The organism is Sulfurimonas sp. ST-25, from assembly GCF_048079205.1.
Taxonomy (GTDB): domain Bacteria; phylum Campylobacterota; class Campylobacteria; order Campylobacterales; family Sulfurimonadaceae; genus Thiomicrolovo; species Thiomicrolovo sulfuroxydans.
This window is the reverse complement of the sequence record NZ_CP182225.1, coordinates 2074936-2099662: the sequence shown is the minus strand read 5'-3', so window position 1 is coordinate 2099662 and position 24727 is coordinate 2074936. Positions and strand designations below refer to the sequence as shown.

Sequence of the window (24727 nt, the reverse complement as noted above, 5' to 3'; positions counted from 1 at the left end):
AATGGGTGACAGGTCACTTTACCACATGATTCTTCTGTTCGAATTGGCCGGCCCGCTATCCGTATTGGGGACGTTGCCTTCGCCTGTCTTCTGGCCGACGGCATTGAACTCGATCATAAAAGAGCTGTTGACATCCGGATCGGTATTGAACCGGTCGTAGTTCAACCACTTTTGCGTATGCAGACCGATGGATGATTTGTAGGGGTAGCCCCTGCTGCCGTCATAACCGATGCTCACCGAGGAAGCCCCGGCTGCCGGAGTGCCGATGCCGCCGTTTTGATGCAGCGGTGCCGATGTCGTATAGAGGTCATAGCCGTTGTAGCGGTGGCTGAGCACGGTGATATTGCCCTCAAGCAGGGCGCTGTGGTCCGTGTTGCGGAACCAGAGGATCGCATCTTTGCTTCGCTCGTTGTCCAGGGCGTATTGTCGTCTGAGCGTCAGATTGTTATCGCTGCTGTAGAACTCGAAAAAGAGCTGCAGCGGTTGTGTCGACGAGCAGGAACTCAGCGCGGCGCTGCTGCAATCAATACGGTAGCGGGGTGCGTGTACCCGGCCGTAGAGGAAGGTGGCAGTATCGGGGCTTGGGCTGTTGTCAGAGCCGAAAACGCCGTCGGTATCCACAATGTCGACGCTGGACAACGAGAGCCGGAACGGATTGACAGGCTGATTGACTCGACGGTCGAAGTTGATCCGGTATGCGATCAACGTCGTCCCGTTGGCGTCCGGCGCCGTCCGGGACGGGAAACTTGCCGTGACGTTGGTAATGGGCAAGGAACTTAATAGACCGCTCGCGGGCAGGGCGGTTTTTCCTTCACCGCTGTTGGAAACATTCGGATCCGCTTCGGTCGGGTTGAAATAGAGGAAATAGTCCAGCGCCGACGGCGGGCTGATCTGTGTACCTGCCGTCTGCAGCGTGATATTGGTGTCCTGGGCATAACAGCTGTCGAGATAGTTGCTCAGGGTACCGATGCCGTTCGCACCCATCGCCGATACCTCTATTTCCAGGGAGGCGGTTGAGAGGTTGTAGTCATAACCTGTCTGGTTGACGTCGTTGTCTTTGTTCATGTCATAAAGATAGGTGAAGCCGCTGCCGGCGTTGTCGAGCGAGGCGTTGACGTCGAAATGGTCGGGGATGAAACGTTCGGATACTCTTGCCGTCACCAAACACCCTACGGGGTCAGGGGATGTCCTGTTCGAATCGGGGAGGCACTCCTGCCATCCGACTTTGTTTTGATCTACACCCGTCCAGTTTGCATCGGCCAGGGTGATATTGACATCGCCGACGTTCGGGTAACTGATCGAACCCGAGCCTACGCCGTCTGTGAAGCTGAACGTGAAACCGTGATCGCCGTAGGGGCAGTTGGTCGCGGCAGCTACAGGACTGAAAATGAAAGAGGCATTTTTGTCGTTGCTATTGTCAAGCGTCGTGGTATAACCGCTGGTCGGAGCCGTTCCCCCGCCGACGTAAAGGGCGTCGGATTCCAGCGTATAGGACATACCGGCGATTTTGGGGGTGGAGGAGTCGCTGAGCCCCAGGGTGTAGGATGATGGCCGGATGGCAAAATTGTCGCTTGAACAGGCCGTCACATCCGCAGCATTGTCAAGGATACAGGCCAGGCACCCGTAGGCGTGATTGTATTTTTCCGGCAGGATAAAGCCCTTGGAGCCGCTGTTGTCGTAGGCGGAGGAGCCGCACGGCTGCTGGTCGCCCGTTAAAAGCGGGTTGAGACATACCGTGGCGATATTGGGGTATTTCTCTATTAGTTCTTGAGAAATTCCGCTGCTGCTACCCAGGTTGTTCAGACACTGGGGAAGGCCGTTGAAGTTACCCTCCCAGTTGGAGTTCAAAAAACAGCTGCTGGCTGAGGCGAGATCGTTGAGCAGATCGCCCCAGTCGGCGTATTGGGCGAGTATACGGGTATTGCTGTTGGCGACGGAAGCCATTGTAAAGGTATTGGCGTCGGCATAGCTTGTGCCGCTTTCAATGTAGGCGATGACGGGTTCGCCCACGGGGTTCCCCGTCGTCGGCGCCGCCAGGGGAAGCTCGTCCGTACAGCTGCTGTCCGTGCGGTAGAGCAGGACTTCAAGGGGCGGTAACCATTTGAACTCTCCGCTGCTGTTGTAGACTTTGGGCTCATGCGTCGTCGGATCGAGGTAGACGACCGTCAGCGCGGTCTGCGGGTTCCCCGCGACCTTTGTTTTCAGAACCTGGCGGCTCGCAAAATTGGGATATTCGTCGGTGTCGACGATGTCCGCTGTCGAGGGGACGGAGGGCTCTCCGCTTCCTCCCCCTCCTGCGGCGGAACAGCTGGCGATCAGGCCGCCGAACGTTTCGCCGTTTTTAGCGTAGCGCCCGTACAGCAGCGGCGAAGAAGCGTTGCCAAGCAGTGCCAGAATATCGATGTTGAGTGTTGTCAGCGCGAAGACGGTGTGGTTCCCGTCCGCAACGGCCATGTTCGGCATGTCGTATACAATGGCGTCGCCCAGGAGATCGACAAGACCGAGGTAGCCCAGATTGATCTGCAGCGCGCTTTCGCGCTGACAGTTTCCGGGGTTCCCATCGACACCGCAGAAATCGACGAGCCCTATCAGGGATTGGAGCAGCGAATTGTCGGCGATGACCTGAACATCGGAAAGGTCACCGTCCATATTGGCGTGCTTGATCGGGATCGTGTTTTTTTGCAGGATCTGGATACCCTCTCCCAAATTGATCTGGATAAGCCCCAGCAGATTGATATTGATGGCATCCAGAATACTTTGGACAAGATCGACGACATCGCAGGCGATATAAATGACACCGTCGACGACGGTGTAGACGATTCCCTGGCTGTCAAGGATAGGGGTGAGGATGGGCAGGACATCCGTTGCGATATCAAGTACGCTGCCGACGACAGCATGTAAAGAACACTCCGTCACCGGCGTATCGTAACAGAGGTCCTCCTGCATGCCGGTTCTACAGACCCCAGCATCCGTATCCCAGGCACAATACCCGGTCCGGTTGCACTGATTGAGATTATTTTGATCTTCACACGCCGCATGACCATCATGGGAGAAAAGCACAAAGGTCGTGGCAGCAGCGACAAACAAACGTATGGATTTACTGCTTGTCATAATTTCGAACCTCGAATAGAGTTGATAACAAAACTGTTATTTTTTAAATATTTTCATTCAAATATTCCAAAGTATAGATCGAAATATTTTGATAAAACTTAAAAACAGAAAAAAATGAAAAGTTGCTGTAGAAAATGTTCATTTTGACAAAAAAATATTGAAATTGATATGGATTATTGAAAATGGAGAGATATGATAAAAGAAGGTGGAAGCGGGCTATAGACGATAGCAGTTTCCGTGGACGCTGAAAGGCAGATCGGAGGGCAGGGTGCGGTAGAGCAGGGGACTGTCGAGGTCGATCCAGGCGAAACGGTCGGGGTAGGCCGTGGCGAGGTGGAGCGCTGCGGTGATGGAGACGGGACCTTCGAGCATTGAGCCGAGCATGCATTGGGCCCCGTAGGTCTGGCAGACGTCCAGGATGGCGAGGGCACCGGCGAGACCGCCGCATTTCATCAGCTTGATATTGATGAGGTCTGCCGCACCGGCATCGAGTACGCGCCGGGCATCCTCGGCGTCGAAAACGGCTTCGTCGGCCAGGATGGGAAAGGGGGAGAGGGCGGTGATCTGCCGGAGCGCTTCAAGCTCCGGTGCGGGCACGGGCTGTTCGATCAGGGCGAGGGGCAGATCGGCACACGCATCGATGAAAGCGAGGCTCTCCTGCAGGTTCCAGGCCTGGTTCGCATCGACGAGCAGCTGCGCCCCGGGGAGGGCATCGGCGATCCCCCTAATGCGCTGCGCGTCCAATCCGTCCCCCCCGCCGACTTTGACTTTAAGAATGTCGTATCCGCACGCGAAAAGTTCGGTGGCTTTGCTCCGCATCGTTTCGGGTGTATCGAGGCTGACGGTCACGGCAGTGGTGACGGGCGTTGCTTCTTTCGCGCCGAGGTAGCGGTAAAGGGGGAGATCCACGCACTGCGCCGCCAGCATATGGAGTGCCATGTCGACCGCCGCCTTGGCACTGCTGTTGCCCGGCAAGGAAGTGGCGACGGTATGCAGCAGTGCCTGCAGTTCGAAAGGACGCCCCTGCAAAAGCGGAAGGATGCTGGTCTGAAGGGCCTGTTCGATGCTCTCAAGGGTTTCGCCGGTAATCGCCTTGGTCGCCGGTGCACTGCCGTAAGCGCGAGCACCGTTGTCCATGTGTAATTCGAGGACGACAAAGGTGACATCCTCAACACGCCGAAGTGCCGTGACAAAGGGAGTGGCGAGAGGGATGGATGCGCGATAGACGCGCGTACTGCTGATGGTCATGCGGCGATACTCTGCAGGCCGGAGGCGATCAGCAGGCCGACGAGGGTACCGATCAGATAGCCCATTACGGCCATAATGACGGCGGGGCCGATGAGCAGACGGTTATAGGCAGCCGCCAGAATGGGGGCCGAGGCGACCCCACCGATATTGGCCAGGGAAGCGACACCGATCGTGAAGAACGAGAGTCTGAAGAGCCGTGCGATCAGGAGCATGAAGAGGGCGTGAAGGATGAGAATGGAGGCGGCCGCAGCAAGGTAGCGCGGCACTTCGGTGAAACCATGCAAGGAGGCATGGGACCCGATCAGCGCCACCAGCAGATAGAGCAGGAAGGAAGCGAGCGTGCTGCTGCCTCCCAGGCGTCTCATCGGCGTGAAACTGCCTGCGACGCCCGCAAGTGTCGCGAGAAGTACGCTCCAGGTGCTTTCGGGTAAGAGGGGAAGCAGCGCGGCGATGTATCTGAGCGCGAACGCGATAAGGAGGGCGACAGCAGTGAGGATGAGGAAAGAGCGGAAGCCGCCTCTGCCCTCTACGGTTTCCGATGGGGCCGCTTCCATGGTTTTGGTCCCGTTCCAGCGGTCAAAACGGCGGGCAAAGGGAACGGCAAGCAGCAGGGCGCTGACCCAGAGCGTATAGAGCAGTGAGTCGACGACCAGCGCCGGCCCCAACTGGGCTTCGGAGATGCCAAGGGCCGCGGCGACGGCGAGCATATTGGCCGTTCCGCCGGTCCAGCTCCCGCCAAGCGCTCCGAAGACGCCGGCGGCTTCTGGTCCGAAGTCAAAGAGGGCAAAGATGCCGAAGAAGGCGCCGGCGATGGAGAGGACGGCAGCACCGTAGGCCAGTAGCAAGGGTCTGCCCAGCGTGAGGAATGCACGCAGGTCCAGCCGGAGCAGCATGATGAAGAGCATCATCGGCAGGAGCCAGGATTTTACCTCTTTATAGGCGAAGGTCTGTGCAGCGTTCTGGGCGAAGAGGCCGCTTTGAGAGAGCGTAATGGCAAGGAGATAGATCAGGACGATGGCGGGCAGCCAGGTAAAGAGTTTGAGAGGGGTGCGCGTCTCGATCCGCCAGAGTCCGCCGCCGAGTGCGAGCACAATACCGAGATAACCGAAGACACTTGATATCATGGGACACATTGTAGACACTTTTTGGTTAGTTACGGGTTTGCTATGGCACAATGACAGGATGTTTTATTCACTCCAGTTCTCTTTTTGGTACCTCTTTTTCGGAACGATTCTCACCTATCTCGTCTGGGGCTTCATTGTCTCCTTCGAGGTCAACCTGGCGATGGGGGGGTCGAAGATGGCACGGCGGTGGATCCGTGCGCACCACACCTATAAACAGCTCTATTACGAGGTCAAGATCTTCTACCCGATGATCTATGTAGGCTACTTTTTCCTCGAACTGCTGCCGCATCTGCTGTGGAAGACGCCCAAGGCCGTGTTTGATATGGAGCGGCTTTTCAACGAACTTTTTGACGAGGAGGAACGATAGGCATGGCGAAATTCGTATTGCTGGACACGGAGACGACGGGGGCAGGGGAAACGGACCGCATTATCCAGCTTGGATTCATTGTCCTGGAAGCGGGACAGCAGACGGAGGTTTACAACGATTTCTGTTCCGCGGAAGTGCCGATCGCGTTCGGCGCGATGGAAGTGCACCACATTACGCCGGAGATGATCGAAGGTAAACCCCTCTGTACCGAGACGGCGGCGTACCGGGCACTCATGGCGCTGAACCGGGACGAGAACTACCTCGTGATCCACAATGCCCCTTTTGACCTGGGGATGCTGGAAAAAGAGGGGTTTGCCAATGGCATGAAACTCATCGATACTCTGCGCTGTGCCCGCCATGTTTTCGAAGAGGAAGAGGCCCACCGGCTGCAGTATTTCCGCTATAAGATGGGGCTTTACAAAGAGGAAGCGGCGGAAGCGCAGAAACTGGGGGTCGAGATCAAGGCCCATGACGCCATCGGCGACGTCCTGACGCTGAAACTCTTTTTGAGCCGTCTGCGCGCGCGTGTCCAGGAGCGTTTTCCCGGAGAGAACCCTGTCGAGAAGATGGTCGCGCTGACGAAGGAACCGGTCTTTTACAAAGGGCCGATGCGCTTTGGCAAATACAAAGGAAAGACGCTCTTTGAAATCGCGGCGGATGATCGCGGGTATCTACAGTGGATGATGGATAAGATGGAAAACCTGGACGACGATATGCGCTATTCGGTCAATCGCGTTCTCTCAGGCGTGTAGGGGGAAAAGGAGGGAGCCCGGCCGATCAGAGGATCAGCTGGGAGATCTTTGCGCTGAGCTCTTTCTCACGCACCGGTTTCATCAGGAAGCCGTTGGCACCGGCTTCGAGGGCCTCGGCTTTTTTCGTCTCGTCCGTCGTCAGTACGATGACCGGCGGCTGCTTCAGGTTCTCGTCTGCACGCAAGACGCGAAGCATGTCCAGACCGCCCATGACCGGCATGATAATGTCGAGAAGTACGACGTCGATGTCCGCGGTATTTTTAAGCTCACCGATGGCGTCGGCACCGTTTTTGGCTTCAATGACTTCGGCGACATATCCTGTTTTCATCAGCATGGACTTGAGCAGCTTCAGGTTGATCAGGTCGTCATCGACGGCGAGTACTTTCAGTTGTTTGTTCGGCATTCAGTTTCCTTTAGAGTTTATACGTATTTTTCAAAGATCAGACGCAGAAGGTCTTTGTTAATGACGTTTTTGATGACGTCGTTCACGCGGCTGCGTGTGGTTTCATCGGGCTCGACACCCGGGTCGACCATCATGACAGTCGCGGTTTTATGCCCTTTGCTTTCCAGCGTCTTTTGCAGGCTTTCTAAGTCAAGCCCCTCGATCTCCTGGTCGAACAGCACGAGCTTGTAGGCCTTCTCTTCGAGGGCATGCATCATGTTTTCGGCACCGCTTTCGCTGTCGTACGTGAAGCCGAGATCGGCAAGAAGTTGCCCGAAAAGCTTGCTCTCAAGAATCCCTTTTTTCACCAGCAGGATATCGGCGCTATAGGTGATCTCCGGGGCAGCAGCGGCAACCGTTTCTTCCGGGGCTGCTTCTGCTGTGGTCGGGAGCGTCTCCTCGGCTGTTTCCGTTTGGCGGACATCGACGATCTTGTCGCCGATGAACTGGCTGAGCAGGTTGAGGATTTCGGTACGTACCAGCGGTTTGGTCGTATACTCATCCATCCCGACGTCCATAAACCGTTCGCGGTCCCCTTTGAGGGCGTTGGCCGTCAGGGCGATAATAGGCACGTGCGGCTGATTTTCGTCCTCTTCGAAGTCGAGGATCTCCATGGTCGCTTCCATCCCGTCGAGGACCGGCATCTGGATATCCATGAAGATAAGGTCGAAGTTGCCGTTTTTACGTTTCTCGAAGGCTTCGAGACCGTTATTGGCGATGGTGATCTCCAGGCCGAGCTCTTCGAGGGTGCGGCGGATCAGCTTCTGGTTGATGATGTTGTCTTCGGCGACGAGGACCTTCGCGTCGAAACGGCTGTCAGCGCTGACTTTTTTACGTTTTTTCTGCGCTTTTTTGACGACGTAGTCTTCGGCGTCGAAGGATTCGAGCACCGACTGCAGTTTCGTACCGTTCAGCGGCTCGTAGAGGACCTTGAACAGTTCGAGCTCCATACTCTCGATCTTCTTCATGTAGTAGGACTTGGTGATCAAGATGGTTGCTTCCGGCGTTGTACTGACCTGTTGCAGGACCTCTTCGTCACAATAGTCGAAGTCGGCGATCAGAATGTCGTAACTGCCCTTCTGCTGGAGCTGCTGCAGCTCGCGGAGGTCATTGAATGTCGTATGTTTGACGCCGTAGAAGTTGAGGTACTCGAGCAGGTATTCCGTCTGTGCCTTCTGGCGCGTTTCATCGTTCATAATGAGCGCGTTGATATTGGTGAAACTGTTTTGAAGCGATTCGTTAAGGGTCTCGATCTCTTCGAGTTCAAGGGTGAAGAAGAAGGTGGTTCCCTGTCCCGGTTCGCTTTCAAGGTCGAGTTTGCCGCCCATCAGCTCGATGAAGCTGCTCGAGATCGTCAGACCCAGGCCGGTACCGCCGTATTTACGGGTAATGGAGGTGTCCGCCTGACCGAAGGCCTCGAAGATGCGGGCTTTCTGCTCCGCGGTAACGCCGATCCCGCTGTCTTTGACATCGAAGCGGATGCGGGCGCGGTTTGGCGTATCGCACGCTTCGCGGCGGACATTGACGTTGATCGCGCCGCCGCTGTTGGTAAACTTGACCGCATTGGAAAGGAGGTTGATAAGGACCTCTTTGATCTTGGTCGGGTCCCCTTTGAGCGGACGTTCCAGGCTCGGGTCGATGAAACAGCCGAGGTCGATATGTTTTTCGGAAGCACGGACGGCATAGACTTCGACGGCGCTTTCGAACTCTTCGAGAGGGTTGAAGGCGATCTCTTCGATCTCGAGCTTGTTGCTTTCGATTTTGGAGAGGTCGAGAATGTTGTTGATAATTTCCAGCAGGTTCTCGGAGCTCTTCTCAATGATATCGATGAACTCGCGCTGTTCCTCCTGGAGGTCGGTGTCTTTGAGGAGTTCGGTAAAGCCGACGATCCCGTTGAGCGGCGTACGGATCTCATGGGACATGTTCGCCAGGAACATCGATTTCGCTTCACTCGCTTCCTGGGCGGAGACCTTATCCATCCGGGTCTGCTCAATGACCCCTTCAAGCAGGGCGTAGGCCTGCGCCGTACCCTTCGCTGTTTCGAGGTTGATATCGGAACTTTCGGTCTCGATACCCTCTGCCGCACGTTTCAGGACCGATTCGAGGTCCTTGATGTTGCGGGCGATATCGTTGGCAAGGAAGTAGCCTAGCAGCGCGATAATGATCGCGATGGCCCAGATGACGACGGCGGCGGTCAGGATCTCGAGGGCCTGGGTCTGGACGACGGCCGCCCGTTTGTCCATCGCCTCGATCAGAACAGTTTCGGCTTCGGAAAGAAGGTTGGTTTTTTCCGAGAGCATCGCGAACCAGACACCGGACTGTGTCGAGTAGAGCCCGTCGTTGATGGCCTGGATGATCTCGGCGCGTTCGGCGGTGATATCTTCAAAGAGCTCGACATTGTCCTCGCTCTTGAAGAGGGCATCCATGGCGGCTTTGAGGTCGGCGTCGAGGGCGGTATCGTAACTGATGGCGTCGGCCCGGCCGATCAGTGAGAGCCAGCGGTTGACCTCTTCCGTCTCAAGCGCGGTGGAGCGGGCGAGAATGAAAGAGATGAAGTCGCGTTCGGAAGCGGTATAGAACTCCGACTGGAGCAGATTGTAGTAGGCGGAGGCACTGGAGGAGAGCGCCTTGTCGTCGGAAATCTGGGTGATGTGCCCGAGAATATCGAGGATTGACGTCAGCAGGCTGCCGTAGGCTTCGGCATAAACGGATTCAAACTCTGCGTTGCCGGTATCGACGGCGTTGCGGACCTCTTCGATGGTGTTGGCCGTTCCTTGCAGCGCGGTGCTGTCCTGGGCGTTCAGCGTACTGCTGAGCTGTGCCAGGCCCTGGTCAACGATGTCCCGCTGGGCCAGCAGCGATTTTTTCGTCGCTTCGGAGTGGTTACCCATGTACATAACGGTCATCCCGCGTTCGCGGGAAATATTGGTGAACAATCCGTTGAGGTATTTGTTCTCAGCCAACTTCGTCTGCAGGACTTCCGCGGACTGGTAGTCCCTGAACGAGGTATAAACGTAGAAACTGGCCAGGCTCAGCAGGAGGAGGATCGGCAAAAGGCTGATCAGGCGTAACTGGCTTTTAAGTCCCAAATTCATATAGCTTCCTTTTTAGAGTTGTTTCAAGAGTGAATAAAAGTGTTCCGCTTCCTTTTTCAGGGCCGGAAGTTGCTCATGTCTAAGCAGCTTGGTCAGGCTGCGGGAGACGTCTTCGATGCGAAGGTTGTCTGAAAGGCCTTTGAATTCGAAGGCCACGGAGCGCACTTTCTTCAGGTTACCGTCATCGATCGCCTGCATGATTTCGCTTTTTTTCTTTTTGGCGTCTTCGACGAAATCTGTCACCAGACTTTTGACGAAGGATTCGCTCAGACCGATTTCGGCCGCGGCCCGCGTGAGGTCGTAATGGAGCTTGGTCTCCTCGGCACCGGACATCAGGGCGCTATCTTTTGAAGCCTCGCCGCTGAGTTGTCGGTAGTGTTCCCCCTCTTCGGCATCGTCGATCAGGTGCTGCTCCTCTTCGGGGATGATATCGAGGCTGAAAGGTTCGACATCCTCGACGGGTTCGCGGGGCTCCTCCTCGATTGCCGGGGCATTTTCATCTTTGATCGGCGGCAGTTCGATATCGTCGTCCATCAGACTGCCCAGCTCCAGAGACGCCGGCTCCTCCTCGACGGTCGGCGGTGCAGGCTCCTCTTTGGGGACCGGGGACTCTTCCGGCGCGGAAGTGCCCAGAAGGTCGCCGAAGTCATAGAGGTCGTCCTCTTCCGCCGGCTCTGAGACAGCAGGCTCGCTGGCCTCGGGTACGACGGTTTCGCTTGCCGGTGCCGCCGCTTCGGTCATTTCCGGAAGCGGTTTGCCTTCCATTTTGGCAACGATAAGGTAGAACTGCTTCAAGTTGGCTTCGATCTCGACCTGGTCACGTGAAGAGTTGACGACGCTCAGAACCTCGAAGGCGTCTTCGATCCGCAGGTTGGCCGCGACCCCTTTGAGTTTGTGCGAAAGGAGGTGGACTTCATCGAAATCCTCTTCATGGTTGGCATTGAAGAGCCCCGTTTTGAATTCGTGGGCCTGCTGGATAAAGTCACCGATGAACTCCTCGATCAGTTCGACGGGAAGACCGAGTTCGCTTGCAGCGATATTGGGGTCGAAAACGTAGTCATGATCCGTCTGAAGGTTGTCCAGATAGGCCTGCTCTTCCTGGTTGATATAATCGCCGAGCATCGGCCTTTCGGTTTTCGCCGGGGCGGAAGGCGGTTCAAAGGTTTCCGGCATATAAGGCTCTTCTTCCAGGGCGAAGGGCTCGGGTTCGTGGCTTTCGAGTTCAAAGCTCTCCGGTTCGCTCAGGGAGCCGTCAAGGTTGATGTCTGGCAGGTCGATCGCCGGGAGCTCCTCAAATTCAAACTCCTCTGCCGGTGCAGGCGGTACGATCGACGCTTCGGGTTCGGGGGAACGTACCGGGAGCTCTTCAAATGCCGGCGTCTCTGCCGGGGAAGGACGTTCAAAGGGCTCCATCGCCCCGCTGAGGGCCTTAACCTGTTTGAGATGAACGACATACCCTTCGTTGTCAGGGGCATCGGTCATGAAGATCGGCGACAGGGCCAGTGTGCAGGAGAAGTGGACCTTGTCGTTCTGGATAATGGCACGGGTGTCTTCGGCGTCGGCATGGAGGACGAAGTCGATCCAGGGGAAGTTCTGGAAGTTGTGGATGTAACCCGGTTTCTTGACAAACATTTCAGCCACATCCCTATGTTCTGCCAGAAATTCGGAAAGGGTTTTGTATCCGAGATGGTGTAGTGTTTCGTCGTCAATACCCACCAATTCTTTGTTGTGGTTGTAGATCAGCACAATGCCTCCTTCAGGTTATGATTCTGCTTCTTCGCCGCGCAGGCGTTCGTAAAGCGTTTCGGCCTCTTCGATGGCCGCTTCGCTGGCACCTTTGCGCGCAGCGGCATATTTGGTGATCGCTCCGGTATCGTCCTGGATCGGTGTGATCGTTGTTTCAACCCAGTAGTACCGTCCGTCTTTGCGCAGGTTTTTGACAAGACCGGTCCACACATTACCCTGTTTGATGGTATTCCACATCATCTCAAAGGCCTTTTTCGGCATATCCGGGTGACGGATGATATTGTGCGGCTGTCCGATCAGCTCCTCTTTGGTGTAGCCGGAGATTTCACAGAACTTCCGGTTGGCAAAGGTAATGATCCCATTGAGATCCGTTTCGCTCACGATCGCACGGCCTTCGAATTTAAACTCTTCATCTATCGGTTCTACTACCTGCATAGTCGGCCTTGTTTTAATTTGTGTCTGGATAAATATAGCATATTAACCGCAAAATGCAACTTATCGATAACTGTTTTTGATCTTTTTTGCATCAGCAATGTTGAGGAGGGCGGCGAGTTCCTCTTCGGGGGCTGCATAAACGGCTTCAAAGGTACCGAAATGGTTGAGAAGTTTTTTGACCTTGGCCTCGGAAATGCCCTTCAGTTGCAGGAGATTTGAGCTTTTTGCCTCCTTTTCTCGTTGCTTTTTGTGAAAGGTGATAGCAAAGCGGTGGGCTTCATCCCGCAGCCGCTGTACCCAGTGCAGACGGGGGTCGGTCGTCGGGAGTCTCAGGGTCTCCTCAAACGTATGGATCAGGTCGGCGGCTTTGCCTTTCGCGCGGTGTGCTTTGGCATCGATTTTTTCCTTGCTGACAGCGATGACATCGAGGTTGACCCCGGCGGAGGCGAGAAGGTCCGTCGCCAGCAGCAGCAGGGTGCGCCCTCCGTCGATGATCCAGAGGTCCGGCGGCGGGTTGGCGCCGAAACCCTCGATCCGGCGGGTCAGCATTTCGCGCATCTGGGCGTACTCGTCCCGTGAGTCGAGGTGGTAGTGGCGGTAGGCCTTTTTGAGGAACGTCCCCTTTTCGGCCACGATCATGGCACCGACGGGCGCGACCCCGGCGAGGTGGGAGTTGTCGAAGACCTCGACGCGTTCGGGGAAGGCGGAGAGTCCGCAGAGCTCCTGCAGGGCTTCCGCGGTCCGTTCGGCCCCCGTATGCCGCTGCTTCTGGAGCAGCTCCTCGGCATTGAGGCGCGCGGTATCGATCACTTTGCGTTTTTCGCCGCGCTGGGGGACATGGATCTGTACTTTGCGCCCCAGGTGTTTTGAGAGCGCCGATGCGACCCACTCGCGGGTATCGAAATCATCCGCAACGAGGATGGGGGCGACGATGGGGGGCTGGTCATGGACGTAGAACTCCAGCAGGGTACGTTCATAGAGTTCGCCGGGGTCGAAAAGCGCATTAATGCGGATCGTGTCGAACGCGGAGGAGACGATCTTGCCCCGTCGCATGAAGAGGCGGACGATGGCGGCATATTTGTCGTTGTGGGCGACGGCAAAGATATCGTAGTCCGCGGCGTTGGCCAGGTCAATCTTGGAGAGCTGTTCGCTGCGCTCGATCCGTTCGATCCGGTCGCGCAGTTTCGCCGCCTCTTCGAAGCGAAGCGATTCGGCGTAAAAAGCCATCCGCGCCTCCAGGCGGGAGAGCAGTTTCCGTTTGGAATCGATAAGGCTCTTGGCCTCGTCGATAAGGGCGGCGTAAGCCTCCGGCGTCACCAGTCCTTCGCAGGGGCCGAGGCACTGTTTCATCTGGTAGAAAAGGCAGGTCTTCCCCCCGCCGAGGCAGCTCTGCTTCTGCACGAGCGGTACGAGGTCGTAGAGAGAGTCGAGGATGTCCCGCGCCCCGACGGAATAGGGGCCGAAATATTCGATACGACTGCCGGTAATGACTTTGCGCGTGATCTCGAAACGGGGGAAGGGGAGGGCGCGATCGATGTAGATATAGGGGTAGGTCTTGTCGTCGCGCAGCAGGATGTTGTATTTGGGCTTGAGCTGCTTGATCAGAGAGTTTTCCAGGATCAGGGCGTCGTGTTCGCTTTCGACGACGATATAGTTCAGTGAAACGGTTTCGCCGAGCATCTTGCGGATGCGGGGGGAGAGGGTCGGGTTGGGGGCTAGCACGGGGGTAAAGCGGAAATAGCTCTTCACCCTTTTCTTCAGGCTCTTGGCCTTGCCGACGTAGAGCAGGTGGCCGCCGGCGTCGTAGTAGTGGTAGACGCCGGGACGGTCAGGCAGGTTCTGAATCTGTTCGAGCATGGATGTGTTCTCTGATCCGTTCGATAAGGCGGTGCAGTTCGGGGTGGTGCGTATCGTTGCCGAAGTCCCCTTCGGCGCGTTCGATATAGTGCGCTTCGCTGTCGCGTACCATCCCCGGGTCGTTGCTGTTCACCGCCGGGGCGCGGTGGGTGACGAAGGCGCGGATGTCCTCGGGAAGCTGCTCCCGGCACTCCGGCGGCGTATAGCGTTTTAAAGGGGCTTTAATCGACGCAATGATATTATCGAACTCCTGTTTGGCGCCCGGATGGCTGAGGACAAAATAGAGTATTTTGTTGTGAAAATAGCCGTACCGTACGAGCCGCTGCAGGTGCGGGGGAAAAAGCCCCTGGATGCGGCGGATGCACTCGAAGTGCGCCAATTTTGAAAACGACGGCTTTTGCCGCAGCGAAGCGAGAATATGCGAAGCATTTTTCATATGATGATTATAGCGGTTTGCCTGTTAAGCCTTTCTGGATGCGGCTACAAAGGTAATCCCTACTACGAAGCCCCGCAAAAGGTGCGCTGATGCAGTATGACGTCCTCATCATCGGTGCCGGGGTCGCCGGACTCTACGCCGCGCTGAACATTCCCACCGACAAAAAAGTGCTTCTGATCAACAAGACCCGCCCCTGGGAGTGCAACACCTATTACGCCCAGGGCGGCGTGACGACGGCGCGCAACGACGCCGACATCCCCATTCATATCAAAGACACCCTCGAAGCGGGTGCGGGCATGTGCAACGAGGAGGCGGTCCGGGTCCTGAGCGAAACGTCGCAGGAGGTGGTCCGGGACCTGATGGGGCGCGGGTTCAAGTTTGACACCGCCGAGGACGGGCGCCTGCTCTATACCAAGGAGGCGGCACACTCCGCCGACCGGATCCTGCACGCGGGCGGCGATGCGACGGGACGGCACCTCCACCACTTCCTGCTGCTGAACAACCCCCACCCCATGCTGGCCAACGCCACCGTCATCGATTTTCTCATCGAGGAGGGGCAGATCTGCGGGGTCGAGGTCGTTTACAAGGGCGAGCGCAAAGTGATCCTCGCGCACCAGGTGATCCTCGCCAGCGGCGGGGTGGGTTCGCTCTACCGTTTTCACACGAACGCCTACAGCATCAGCGGAGACATCCAGGGCATCTGTGTCGAAAAGGGGATCGCCCTCGAAAATATGGAGATGATGCAGTTCCACCCGACGGTCTACCTCGGCAACCAGTCCGTGCAGAAGCAGCTGCTCAGCGAAGCGCTGCGCGGCGAGGGGGCGCAGGTCGAGGATGAAGACGGTTACCGTTTCCTCTTCGATTACGACCCCCGGGGCGAACTTGCCCCCCGCGACATCGTCAGCCGGGCGCTTTTCGACTACCGCCGCAAGACGAAAAAGCAGATCTACCTCTCCTTCCGGGAGTTCGATCCGGCCTATTTCCACAAACGCTTCCCCAATATCAGCGCCAACCTGCGGGATATGGGCTTTGACGTCCCCAAAGACCGGGTGCCGGTCTCCCCGGCGTTTCACTACGCCATCGGCGGGATCAAGACGGACCTGGAGGGCCACGTTGCCGGTATCAAGGGCCTTTACGCCATTGGTGAAGCGGCGTCGACGGGGGTCCACGGCGCCAACCGTCTGGCCAGCAACTCGCTGCTGGAGGGGCTGGTCTTCGCCAAACGCGCGACCGCGGCGCTGCTGAGCGAAGCGGGGAGCCGCTGTTCCACCCCTTTCGCCCCGGGAGATGAGCCCCTGTTTGTCGAGGGGGACAAAGAGAAAAAGGAGCAGCTGCGCCGTATAATGTGGAAATTCGTTTCCATTGTCCGGACGACAGAAGGGCTCCAGGAAGCACTGGCCACGCTCGACGCCATGCTTGCTTCCCCGATCGGCCGGATGCTGAGATTGCGCTTGTTGACGGCGCACGAGATCGTCCGCGCCGCCCTGGCCAGGGAAGAATCGGTCGGGGTCCATTACCGCGAAAACTGAGTCATGACACCGTTGGAGGTGTGAAATATATTTCAATTGGGAGTTTTATATGCATGATACCATGCTTGACCTGACCTCGACGTGGGTCGGGATCGCCGTGCTGGCCGTCTTTATCATCGGCTATTATTTTATTGCAACGGAAGAAAAATATGAGTTGAACAAGGCCAAGCCGGCGCTGTTCATCGGGACGTTCTCGTTTATGCTGATCGGGATCTATTATGCGCTCAACGGGCTCTCTCCGGACCCGCTGCACGAGGAGATGCGCACGCTGATCGAGGAGATCGCGGAGATATTCTTCTTCCTGTTCGTGGCGATGACTTTCATCGAGACCCTGATCGAACGGGGCGTTTTTGACGTCTTGAAATACAAGCTCGTCTCCAAGGGATACAGCTACAAGAAACTTTTCTGGCTGACGGGCCTGCTGGCTTTCTTCATTTCGCCGGTAGCCGACAACCTCACCACGGCGCTGATCCTTTCGACGGTACTCTTCACGATCGACCGTGACAACCACAAGTTCCTCGTACCGGGGGCGATCAATATCGTCGTGGCGGCCAACGCCGGTGGTGCCTGGAGCCCCTTTGGGGATATCACAACGCTGATGGCGTGGACGGCGCAGAAGGGCGAATTTATCGACTTCCTTTTCCTCTTCGTCCCCTCCATCGGCGGCTGGGTCCTGACGGCATGGCTGCTGGCCCGTTTCGTTCCGGCGGGTGCACCGGCGTTTGACGCGAGCAGCGAAGCGGCACCGCAGATGCGCGACGGCGGGATGACGGTTGTTTACCTGGGCGCTGCAACGATCGTCATCGCGGTCCTGGGACACCAGTTCTTCCACTTCCCGGCGATGTGGGGCATGGTCTTCGGTCTGGCGCTGCTCAAGCTCTACTCTTTCCGCCTGACGAAGCAGAAGCGCGATTCGTTCGATATCTTCGTCAATATGCAGAAGATCGAGAACGATACGCTGCTCTTCTTCTTCGGAATCCTCTCCGCCGTCGGTGCGCTGCACTATGTCGGTTTTCTCAACTACATCCACGATCTCTACGGGGTGATCGGTGCGACGGCGTCGAACATCGGCGTCGGCTTCCTCTCGGCGATCGTCGACAACGTCCCGGTCATGAGCGCGATCCTCAAAGCGAGCCCGGAGATGGGGCTGGACCAGTGGATGCTCGTGACCATGACGGCGGGAATAGGCGGAAGCCTGATCAGTTTCGGATCCGCAGCCGGCGTCGGCGTCATGGGGCGTCTGCGCGGGATCTACACCTTCGGCGCGCATATGAAATATGCCTGGACGATCCTGGCGGGCTATCTCCTCTCGCTGCTGCTCTGGTACATCCAGTTTGAGATCCTCGGCCTCTACTAGGCGCCTCTTTCGGCGTTGCCTGCCGGGGCGGAACACCCCTCCGGCGCACCGCCCGACACTAACCCAAATCTAACCCCTTTTAAGCTATCCTTTCATTATCAATCAACCATTCATAAAGGTCTTACCGTGAAAGACGTCAGCATTATCGTACTGGATTTCGGATCGCAGTATACGCAGCTTATTGCACGCCGCCTGCGCGAGGAACGCATCTACTGTGAAATCGTTCCCTACTTCACCAAGGTCGAAGAGATCACCGCGAAAAATCCCAAAGGGATCATCCTCAGCGGCGGCCCGGCTTCGGTGTACGACGAAGACGCCTATGAAGTGGACAAGGCGATCTACGACCTCGGCCTCCCCGTGATGGGTATCTGTTACGGGATGCAGCGTATCGCCGTCGACTTCGGCGGTTCGGTCATCCGCTCCGATCACCACGAATACGGCAAGGCGGAGCTCTATATCAACGAGGAGCACGGCAACGTCTCCCCGCTGTTCGAATCATGCGAGAACGGCCGTGTCGTCTGGATGAGCCACAGTGACCGTGTTGATGTTCTCCCGGAGGGCTTTGCCCCGATCGCCCACTCCGACAACTCCCCCTTCGCGGCGATCGCGAACGAGGAGAAGCGCGTCTACGCTATGCAGTACCACCCGGAAGTCCAGCACAGCGAAGAGGGGTACCTCATGCTGCGCAACTTTGCCCGCAAGATCTGCGGCGTGACCGAGAAGTGGGATATGGGTCACTTCCTCAAAGAACAGATCGCGAAGATCAAAGAGCAGGTCGGTGACGGCAAGGTCCTCTGCGGGCTCTCCGGCGGGGTAGACTCCTCTGTCGTCGCGGCGCTGCTGTACGAAGCAATCGGCGACCAGTTGATCCCCGTCTTCGTCGACAACGGGCTGCTGCGCAAGGGCGAGCGCGAACAGGTCGAGGAGGTCTTCAAGGTCAACCTGAAAGTCCCCCTCGTCGTGGCGGACGCTTCCGAGCTCTTCCTGGAGCGCCTGGCGAACGTCACCGACCCGGAGACGAAACGCAAGACGATCGGACACACTTTCATCGAGGTCTTCGAAGCCGAAGCGAAGAAGCACTCCGGCATCAAGTTCCTGGCCCAGGGTACCCTCTACCCCGACGTCATCGAATCCGTCTCCGTCAAAGGACCTTCCGAGACGATCAAATCCCACCACAATGTCGGCGGCCTGCCGGACTGGATGGATTTTGAGCTGATCGAGCCGCTTCGCGAACTTTTCAAGGATGAAGTCCGCAAGCTCGGCCGCGAACTGGGGCTCCCCGAATCGATGATCAACCGCCACCCCTTCCCAGGACCGGGTCTGGCGATCCGTATCATGGGCGACGTCAACAAGCCTGACCTCAACCTGCTGCGTGAAGCGGATGTCATTCTGCTCGACGAGCTCAAGGCGAGCGGTTACTACACCCGCACATGGCAGGCGTTTGCCGTGCTGCTAAACGTCAAGAGCGTCGGGGTCATGGGCGACAACCGTACCTACGACAATACCGTCTGTGTCCGCGTCGTCGAGGCGGTCGACGGGATGACGGCGACCTTCGCGCACCTCCCGCACGACCTGCTCGAGCGCATCAGCCGCCGCATCATCAACGAAGTCGACGGGATCAACCGCGTCGTCTACGACATCAGCTCCAAGCCGCCTGCAACAATCGAGTGGGAGTAAGCAGCGCCCCTTAGGGCGGTGCTCCCGTATCAGCAATCCTTATCTCTCCTCCTTTTGTTTCCTCTTTGTATCAAATTGCTATCAATTTTTTTGTTTTTGTCATTAAGTATGAGATTTTGACGTGCTATAATGCAGCAAAATGACGTACTTCCCATGAAGTGAGGGGAAATTTCGTTATAAATTAAAGGAGAAACAATGCGCAAACTAGGCTTTTTCATGTCTGCGGTCACTGCTGCGGTACTGGCATCAACGGCTTCAGCAGGAGATTATGAAGTGACGGCGATAGTCGGTGGAGTGATCCCGGAAGGTAATCTGGAGATGAACAAGCAGGGGACGATCGGTGCAGCGGTCCAGTTCAATGCGATTTTTGAGAGTATCAAGCCCGAGCTTGAGCTGCTCTATTCGCCGGATGTCGTCTACAAAAAAGCAGGCGGCCAGACGACGATCACCCGTGTTATGCTCAACGGTGTTCACGAATACGGTCCGCTCGGGACGGCGATCCCCTATATGAAAGCCGGTCTGGGGTATGAAAACATGACCAAGCTGAAGTATGACAATGAAGACAGCGTGATGGCCGATGCCGGCCTCGGGTTTAAGTTCCCGATCGCCGAAGAGGTTGCACTGAAACTCGAAGCGCTCTATATGCTGAAATACAATGACGACCGCTGGGATAACAACCTGGCAGTTCTTGCCGGTGTGAATGTTGCTTTCGGCGCTTCCGAACCGGCGGCCGAGCCCGCACCGGAACCGGCACCTGAGGTCGCTGCGGCACCGGCGGACAGCGACAACGACGGGGTTGCAGATGACGCGGACAAATGTCCCGGCACGGCAGCCGGCGTGAGCGTTGATGCGAACGGATGTGCACTCGACAGCGACAACGACGGCGTGGTCGACGGGGCGGACAAGTGCCCGGAGACCCCTGCAGGCGCGACGGTCGATGCGATGGGATGTCAGCTTGACAGCGACCATGACGGTGTGGTCGATGCTTCCGACAAATGCCCCGGTACCCCGAAAGGTGCAAGCGTAGATGAGCTTGGATGTGCAGTGGACAGCGACGGCGACGGCGTCAGTGACCTGAAAGACAACTGTCCGAACACGCCGGAAGGGTTCAAGGTTGATATGGTCGGCTGCCCGGTCGTCAAGACCCTGAAGATCCGCTATGAGACGGCTTCTGCCGTCATCGCAAAAGAGTCCGAAGGCAAAGTCGTTGAATTCGCAGAGTTCCTGAAAGAGAGCCCTGCATACAATGTGAAGATCCTCGGCCATACGGACAGCCGCGGCAGCGACAAGTACAACCAGGGGCTTTCCGAAGCGCGTGCGAACAGCGTCAGAACACTCCTGATCGCCAACGGTATTTCCGAAGACCGTATCATCGCCGAAGGCAAGGGCGAGTCCCAGCCGATCGCCGACAACGGTACCAAAGAGGGCCGCGCGGCAAACCGCCGCATCGAAGTCTGGCTGCTGAAATAAGGAGCCGCTTCACACCTGCCGGTGCGCCGTTTTCTCCGGCGTCTCCGGAATTATGGTATAATTGAATGTTTACTTAAACACGGGGCTGACCTGGTTTCGACGGGAGCAGGTCGCCTACGGTTGCATGCCGGGCTGAGCATCCCGTTATACGGCTCAGATTGCATAACTGCAAACAACACAAATTATCGTCCTGCTTACGCTGTAGCGTAAGTTTTAACTAACCTTTAGGACTGCTTCGCCTTCCGACTCTGGATAGGAAGGATTTTGAAGTATCACCCTTCTCCAGATATATCTGCAGAGCGTCTCATCTGCAGAAGAACTTCGAGACTCGCCCGGTCTAGCTTTGCAGGTTGTGTGAAGCCCGGTTAAATCAAACAACCTCTCTAAGCATGTAGACGCCGCAGGTAGCTTGTTTTCGGACTGGAGTTCGATTCTCCACAGCTCCACCAATCTTTCACAATTACTTTTCATTTTCACCATACTGTTTTTCAACAATATCCATCGCATCGAGCTGCAAAAAAATTGTCAGCAATGCCGGATCGTGCTTGGTACCGTTTTCGCTTTGCATAATCTCAATGGCATCGTTGTGCTGCATGGCCGCGCGGTAGGGGCGCGTTTCGCGCAGGGCGTCGTAGCTGTCGAGGATAGAGAGCATCCGGGCGATGCGTGGGATCGCCTCGCCTGCAAGCCCGTCGGGGTATCCGCTGCCGTCAAAGTGCTCGTGGTGGTATCGCACATAGTCGGCAATCCTGTCGCCCTGAGGCAGCTGCATCAACCGGACGATCGCTTCGCCCATGGTGGAGTGCTGCTGCATCGTTTTGCGCTGTTCGGGCCCCAGGGCGTCCGGGTGCAGGAGGATGCTGTCGGGTATGCCGATTTTGCCGATATCATGGAACATGGCGCTGTAGAGCAGCTGGACCTGCTCGTCCGGGGAGAGGGCACAGGCACGGCCGAAGGCGTCTGCGAGCAGGACGACCCGTTCGCAGTGCTCGTGGGTCTGGATATGGCGCTGCCGAAGGCTTTCGCGCAGCCCCTTGATGCTGCACGGCTGGGCGTGGAGGGATTCGAAAAGGTTCATGGTTCCCCTTTGCATGCGCAGTAGTTTCCTGCGGGCAAGAGATCGTTTGGGAACCATTGTAGCAGAAGATAAAGTCGATGGAATCGGACGGTCGCCGTTGCGTAATGTCGCGGTAACCGCCCGAAGGTATCATCCGGCGATTTTTGCTGGAGGTACGACATGGACAGACGGGGCTTTCTGAAGCATTTTTCGGCGCTGGCAGCGGCCGGGGCGGCCGCAACGACGATGGCAGGATGCGGCGACAGCACGACGACGGGGAGAGCAACAGAGCCGGACGGCACGTTGCTCGGATTCGACCCGGAAAATATGAGTGAAACGGTTTTTCCCCAAAGCGTCGCATCCGGCGATCCGGCGACGAACGGCGTTGTCCTGTGGACACGCGTCTCTCCTGATGTGATCACGGACAGCACTCTGCCGGTCGGCTACGAGATCGCATCGGACGAGGCTTTTGAAAACGTGCTTTTGCACGGCAGTGCCGTTGTTAACCCGGCGGAGCTCAACCATACGGTAAAGCTCAAAGTGGCTTCCGACCTTCTGCTCCCGGCAACAACGTATTATTACCGCTTTGTCTATGCGCAGACGGCCTCCCGGACGGGACGTTTCAAGACCCTGCCGGACACGGGAGTGGCATCGGTACGCTTTGCCTTTTTGAGTTGCCAGGACTATACCAACGGTTACTATACGGCCTACGACCATCTTGTGCAGGAGGAGATTGACTGTGTCCTCTGGCTGGGCGATTACATCTACGAAGCCGTCGGCGACCCCTCTTATCAAAATAACCTTGTTCGGACGATCGCGCTGCCCAGCGGCGCGCTTTATGCCCAGGATCTGGCGGACTATTACCACCTGTACAATACCTATCGCAGCGACGAGAAGCTGCAACGGGTCCACGAACGGTTTACGTTTATCACGATCTGGGATGACCACGAGTTCGCCAACGACTGCTACGACGGCGACCATGCCCCCGACCACAACTATACCGCCGACGGGAATGCCGAAGGGCTGTTCAACCTTCGTCTGGCGGCAAACCTCGCCTGGTTCGCCAACCAGCCCGTCGACGTCTGGTACGATGCACAGAGCCCCACCCCGTTCAACATCCGCGTCTACCGCACGTTCCGTTTCGGCGAACTGATGGAACTCGTGCTGACGGACCAGCGTCTTTACCGCTCGGCCCATCCCTGCGGGGAGGGGGAGTACGGCGAGCGCTATGTGACCCCGGGATGCGATGCCATTGCCGACCCGGGACGGACGATGCTCGGCAGCGAACAGAAGCGCTGGTTCCTCGATACGGTACGCCGTTCGGGGAGACGCTGGGTTTTCTGGGGGAACGAGGTGACGCTAATGCAGATGAAACTCACCGGCATAGCCGGGCTGCTTGATAGCTATTTCAACCTGGACCAGTGGGACGGATTTCAGGCGGAGCGGCAGGAGATCATTGATGCCGTCGCCGTCTACAAGGCCGAGGGGACGCTGCAGAATTTCGTTGCGCTGACGGGGGATATCCACAGTTATATTACAGGGCATCTGACCAAAGACTTCAACAACCCGCTGGCCGAAATCATCGCACCGGAGTTTGTCGGGACCTCCGTTACCTCGTCGAACCTCTACGAGCTGGGACTGGGCCTTGCCAGCAGTGTCTCGGGTGACAGTACGCTCAGTGCACTGCTGCAGCCGCTTATTGAACAGATGGGGCCGGAAGGAGTTGAGGAGGCGATGCGCATTCCCAACCCGCATATCGGCTATTTCAACTCCCATCAGCATGGTTATGCGGTTGCCGAAGTAAGCGCCGAACGGGTAACGGTCTCTTTCAGAGCCGTTGCGACGATCCGTGAAACATCGGCAACCGCTGAGACGATCAGGCGTTTTGAAGTCGGTGACGGCACGCCCGTCATGAAGGACGTCACGGCGCTGTGAGCGGATTTTGTACAGAGATGTAACCTAATCTATACACCATTTCTACTATAATGGCGGCATAAATTATCCTACGAGGAAATTATTATGGCAATCAAAGTAGCGGTAAACGGAACGGGACGGATCGGCCTGATCGCGATCAAGATCGCGGCGCAACGCGACGATATGGAACTGGTGGCAATCAATACGACCGCCAAACCGGATATGCTGGAGTACCTGCTGAAATACGACTCCGTTCACGCGGGAATCGATACGAAAGTGATCGATGAAAATACCATCGAGGTCGGAGGCAAACCGGTCATGATGTTCAGCGAACGCGACCCCGAGTCTCTGGACTTCAGCAAAGCGGGCGCGGAAGTCGTCGTCGAGTGTACCGGCGTTTTCCTGACGACGGAAACCGCCTCCAAGCATCTCAAGGGCAGCGTGAAAAAGGTCGTCATGTCCGCACCGGCGAAGGACGATACCCCGACATACGTCATCGGGATCAATACCGACAGCTACAAGGGCGAAGCGGTCATCTCAAATGCCAGCTGTACGACCAACGCCCTGGCGCCGGTGACGAAGATCCTTGATGACACGTTCGGGATCGAGAACGGTCTGATGACGACGATCCACTCCTATACGAACGACCAGAATCTGCTTGACGTCAAGCATAAAAAAGATATGCGCCGTGCCCGCGCGGCGGCGGTCAATATGATCCCGACGACAACGGGTGCCGCCAAGGCGATCGGCCTGGTCATGCCGCATCTTCAGGGCAAGCTTAACGGCTACGCCATGCGTGTCCCGACGACGGATGTTTCCGTCGTCGACCTGACGGTCAACCTGAAAAAAGCGACAACGAAAGAGGAGGTGATTGCCGCCTTCGAAGCCGCCGCGGCGGGCGAGTATGCTGGCCGTGTCGAGGTCGACCACGACAAGCGCGTCTCCAGCGACTTCGTCGGTTCCTCCTACAGCTGCACCTTCGTCCCGGATATGCTGAGCGTCATCGACGGTACGGTCGTCAAGGTCCTGGCATGGTACGACAACGAGTGGGGTTACACCGAGCGCCTGATGGACATGGCAAAGTTTGTCGGTGAGCACTGAGGAGCGCGG

At 57.0% G+C, this 24727-nt stretch carries 19 protein-coding genes and 1 other RNA gene; 10 read left to right on the top strand and 10 right to left on the bottom strand.

Annotation, left to right across the window (positions count from 1 at the left end; all coding sequences use genetic code 11):
- Positions 1–18 precede the first annotated feature (18 nt).
- From ACM66T_RS10905 to ACM66T_RS10895, 3 genes are all read right to left on the bottom strand, one after another.
- Entirely contained in the window at positions 19–2946 is a 2928-nt protein-coding gene (locus ACM66T_RS10905; protein ID WP_231019030.1) for a hypothetical protein, read from the bottom strand.
- Between the two features lie 381 nt (positions 2947–3327).
- Positions 3328–4359 (bottom strand): dipeptide epimerase, encoded by a 1032-nt coding sequence (locus ACM66T_RS10900; protein WP_231019028.1) that lies wholly within the window; start codon positions 4357–4359, stop codon positions 3328–3330.
- On the bottom strand, positions 4356–5483 hold the full coding sequence (locus tag ACM66T_RS10895; protein ID WP_231019027.1) for a DUF819 domain-containing protein: 1128 nt from the start codon (positions 5481–5483) through the stop codon (positions 4356–4358). Before ACM66T_RS10895 ends, ACM66T_RS10900 begins: the two co-directional genes overlap by 4 nt.
- A gap of 58 nt (positions 5484–5541) precedes the next feature.
- Here ACM66T_RS10895 and ACM66T_RS10890 point away from each other — a divergent pair, with 58 nt between their 5' ends.
- Together ACM66T_RS10890 and ACM66T_RS10885 are read left to right on the top strand one after the other, a co-directional pair.
- Positions 5542–5850 (top strand): hypothetical protein, encoded by a 309-nt coding sequence (locus tag ACM66T_RS10890; protein WP_231019026.1) that lies wholly within the window; start codon positions 5542–5544, stop codon positions 5848–5850.
- A gap of 2 nt (positions 5851–5852) precedes the next feature.
- Positions 5853–6602 carry a 3'-5' exonuclease gene (locus ACM66T_RS10885; protein ID WP_231019025.1) on the top strand — a complete coding sequence of 250 codons (750 nt, stop codon included), beginning with the start codon at positions 5853–5855 and terminating at the stop codon, positions 6600–6602.
- 25 nt (positions 6603–6627) lie between these two features.
- Here the strand turns inward: ACM66T_RS10885 and ACM66T_RS10880 are convergent, their stop codons facing one another.
- From ACM66T_RS10880 to ACM66T_RS10855, 6 genes are read right to left on the bottom strand one after another with little or no spacing between them, the layout of a single operon-like run.
- Positions 6628–7005, bottom strand: a complete 378-nt coding sequence (locus ACM66T_RS10880; protein ID WP_231019024.1) for a response regulator — start codon at positions 7003–7005, stop codon at positions 6628–6630.
- Positions 7006–7022: 17 nt separating this feature from the next.
- Positions 7023–10139, bottom strand: a complete 3117-nt coding sequence (locus ACM66T_RS10875) for an ATP-binding protein (protein ID WP_416768556.1) — start codon at positions 10137–10139, stop codon at positions 7023–7025.
- A 12-nt stretch (positions 10140–10151) separates the two neighbouring features.
- A complete protein-coding gene (locus ACM66T_RS10870; protein WP_231019022.1) occupies positions 10152–11885 on the bottom strand; it encodes an Hpt domain-containing protein in 1734 nt (577 codons plus the stop codon).
- 15 nt (positions 11886–11900) lie between these two features.
- Positions 11901–12320 (bottom strand): PAS domain-containing protein, encoded by a 420-nt coding sequence (locus ACM66T_RS10865; protein ID WP_231019021.1) that lies wholly within the window; start codon positions 12318–12320, stop codon positions 11901–11903.
- A gap of 60 nt (positions 12321–12380) precedes the next feature.
- Positions 12381–14177 (bottom strand): excinuclease ABC subunit UvrC, encoded by a 1797-nt coding sequence (uvrC, locus tag ACM66T_RS10860; RefSeq protein ID WP_231019020.1) that lies wholly within the window; start codon positions 14175–14177, stop codon positions 12381–12383.
- Positions 14149–14613, bottom strand: a complete 465-nt coding sequence (locus ACM66T_RS10855) for a hypothetical protein (protein WP_416768555.1) — start codon at positions 14611–14613, stop codon at positions 14149–14151. Before ACM66T_RS10855 ends, uvrC begins: the two co-directional genes overlap by 29 nt.
- Between ACM66T_RS10855 and lptM the strand changes: the two genes are divergently transcribed.
- The 6 genes from lptM to ssrA all read left to right on the top strand — a co-directional run bounded on the left by lptM (position 14596) and on the right by ssrA (position 21095).
- Positions 14596–14703 (top strand): LPS translocon maturation chaperone LptM, encoded by a 108-nt coding sequence (gene lptM / locus ACM66T_RS10850; RefSeq protein ID WP_416768554.1) that lies wholly within the window; start codon positions 14596–14598, stop codon positions 14701–14703. The genes ACM66T_RS10855 and lptM overlap by 18 nt on opposite strands.
- A complete protein-coding gene (nadB, locus tag ACM66T_RS10845) occupies positions 14703–16142 on the top strand; it encodes an L-aspartate oxidase (RefSeq protein ID WP_416768553.1) in 1440 nt (479 codons plus the stop codon). Before lptM ends, nadB begins: the two co-directional genes overlap by 1 nt.
- A gap of 49 nt (positions 16143–16191) precedes the next feature.
- Entirely contained in the window at positions 16192–17499 is a 1308-nt protein-coding gene (nhaD, locus tag ACM66T_RS10840; RefSeq protein ID WP_231019016.1) for a sodium:proton antiporter NhaD, read from the top strand.
- A 126-nt stretch (positions 17500–17625) separates the two neighbouring features.
- Positions 17626–19176 carry a glutamine-hydrolyzing GMP synthase gene (gene guaA, locus ACM66T_RS10835; protein ID WP_231019015.1) on the top strand — a complete coding sequence of 517 codons (1551 nt, stop codon included), beginning with the start codon at positions 17626–17628 and terminating at the stop codon, positions 19174–19176.
- A gap of 195 nt (positions 19177–19371) precedes the next feature.
- Positions 19372–20646 (top strand): OmpA family protein, encoded by a 1275-nt coding sequence (locus ACM66T_RS10830; protein WP_231019014.1) that lies wholly within the window; start codon positions 19372–19374, stop codon positions 20644–20646.
- Positions 20647–20727: 81 nt separating this feature from the next.
- Positions 20728–21095: a transfer-messenger RNA gene (ssrA, locus tag ACM66T_RS10825) on the top strand.
- Positions 21096–21106: 11 nt separating this feature from the next.
- Here ssrA and ACM66T_RS10820 read toward each other — a convergent pair.
- The gene (locus tag ACM66T_RS10820) at positions 21107–21724 is read right to left on the bottom strand and encodes an HD-GYP domain-containing protein (protein WP_231019013.1); all 618 of its coding nucleotides are present in this window, start codon (positions 21722–21724) and stop codon (positions 21107–21109) included.
- Between the two features lie 159 nt (positions 21725–21883).
- Between ACM66T_RS10820 and ACM66T_RS10815 the strand changes: the two genes are divergently transcribed.
- Together ACM66T_RS10815 and gap are read left to right on the top strand one after the other, a co-directional pair.
- The gene (locus ACM66T_RS10815) at positions 21884–23638 is read left to right on the top strand and encodes an alkaline phosphatase D family protein (RefSeq protein WP_416768552.1); all 1755 of its coding nucleotides are present in this window, start codon (positions 21884–21886) and stop codon (positions 23636–23638) included.
- Between the two features lie 84 nt (positions 23639–23722).
- On the top strand, positions 23723–24718 hold the full coding sequence (gap, locus tag ACM66T_RS10810; protein ID WP_231019011.1) for a type I glyceraldehyde-3-phosphate dehydrogenase: 996 nt from the start codon (positions 23723–23725) through the stop codon (positions 24716–24718).
- The last annotated feature ends 9 nt before the right edge of the window (positions 24719–24727 follow it).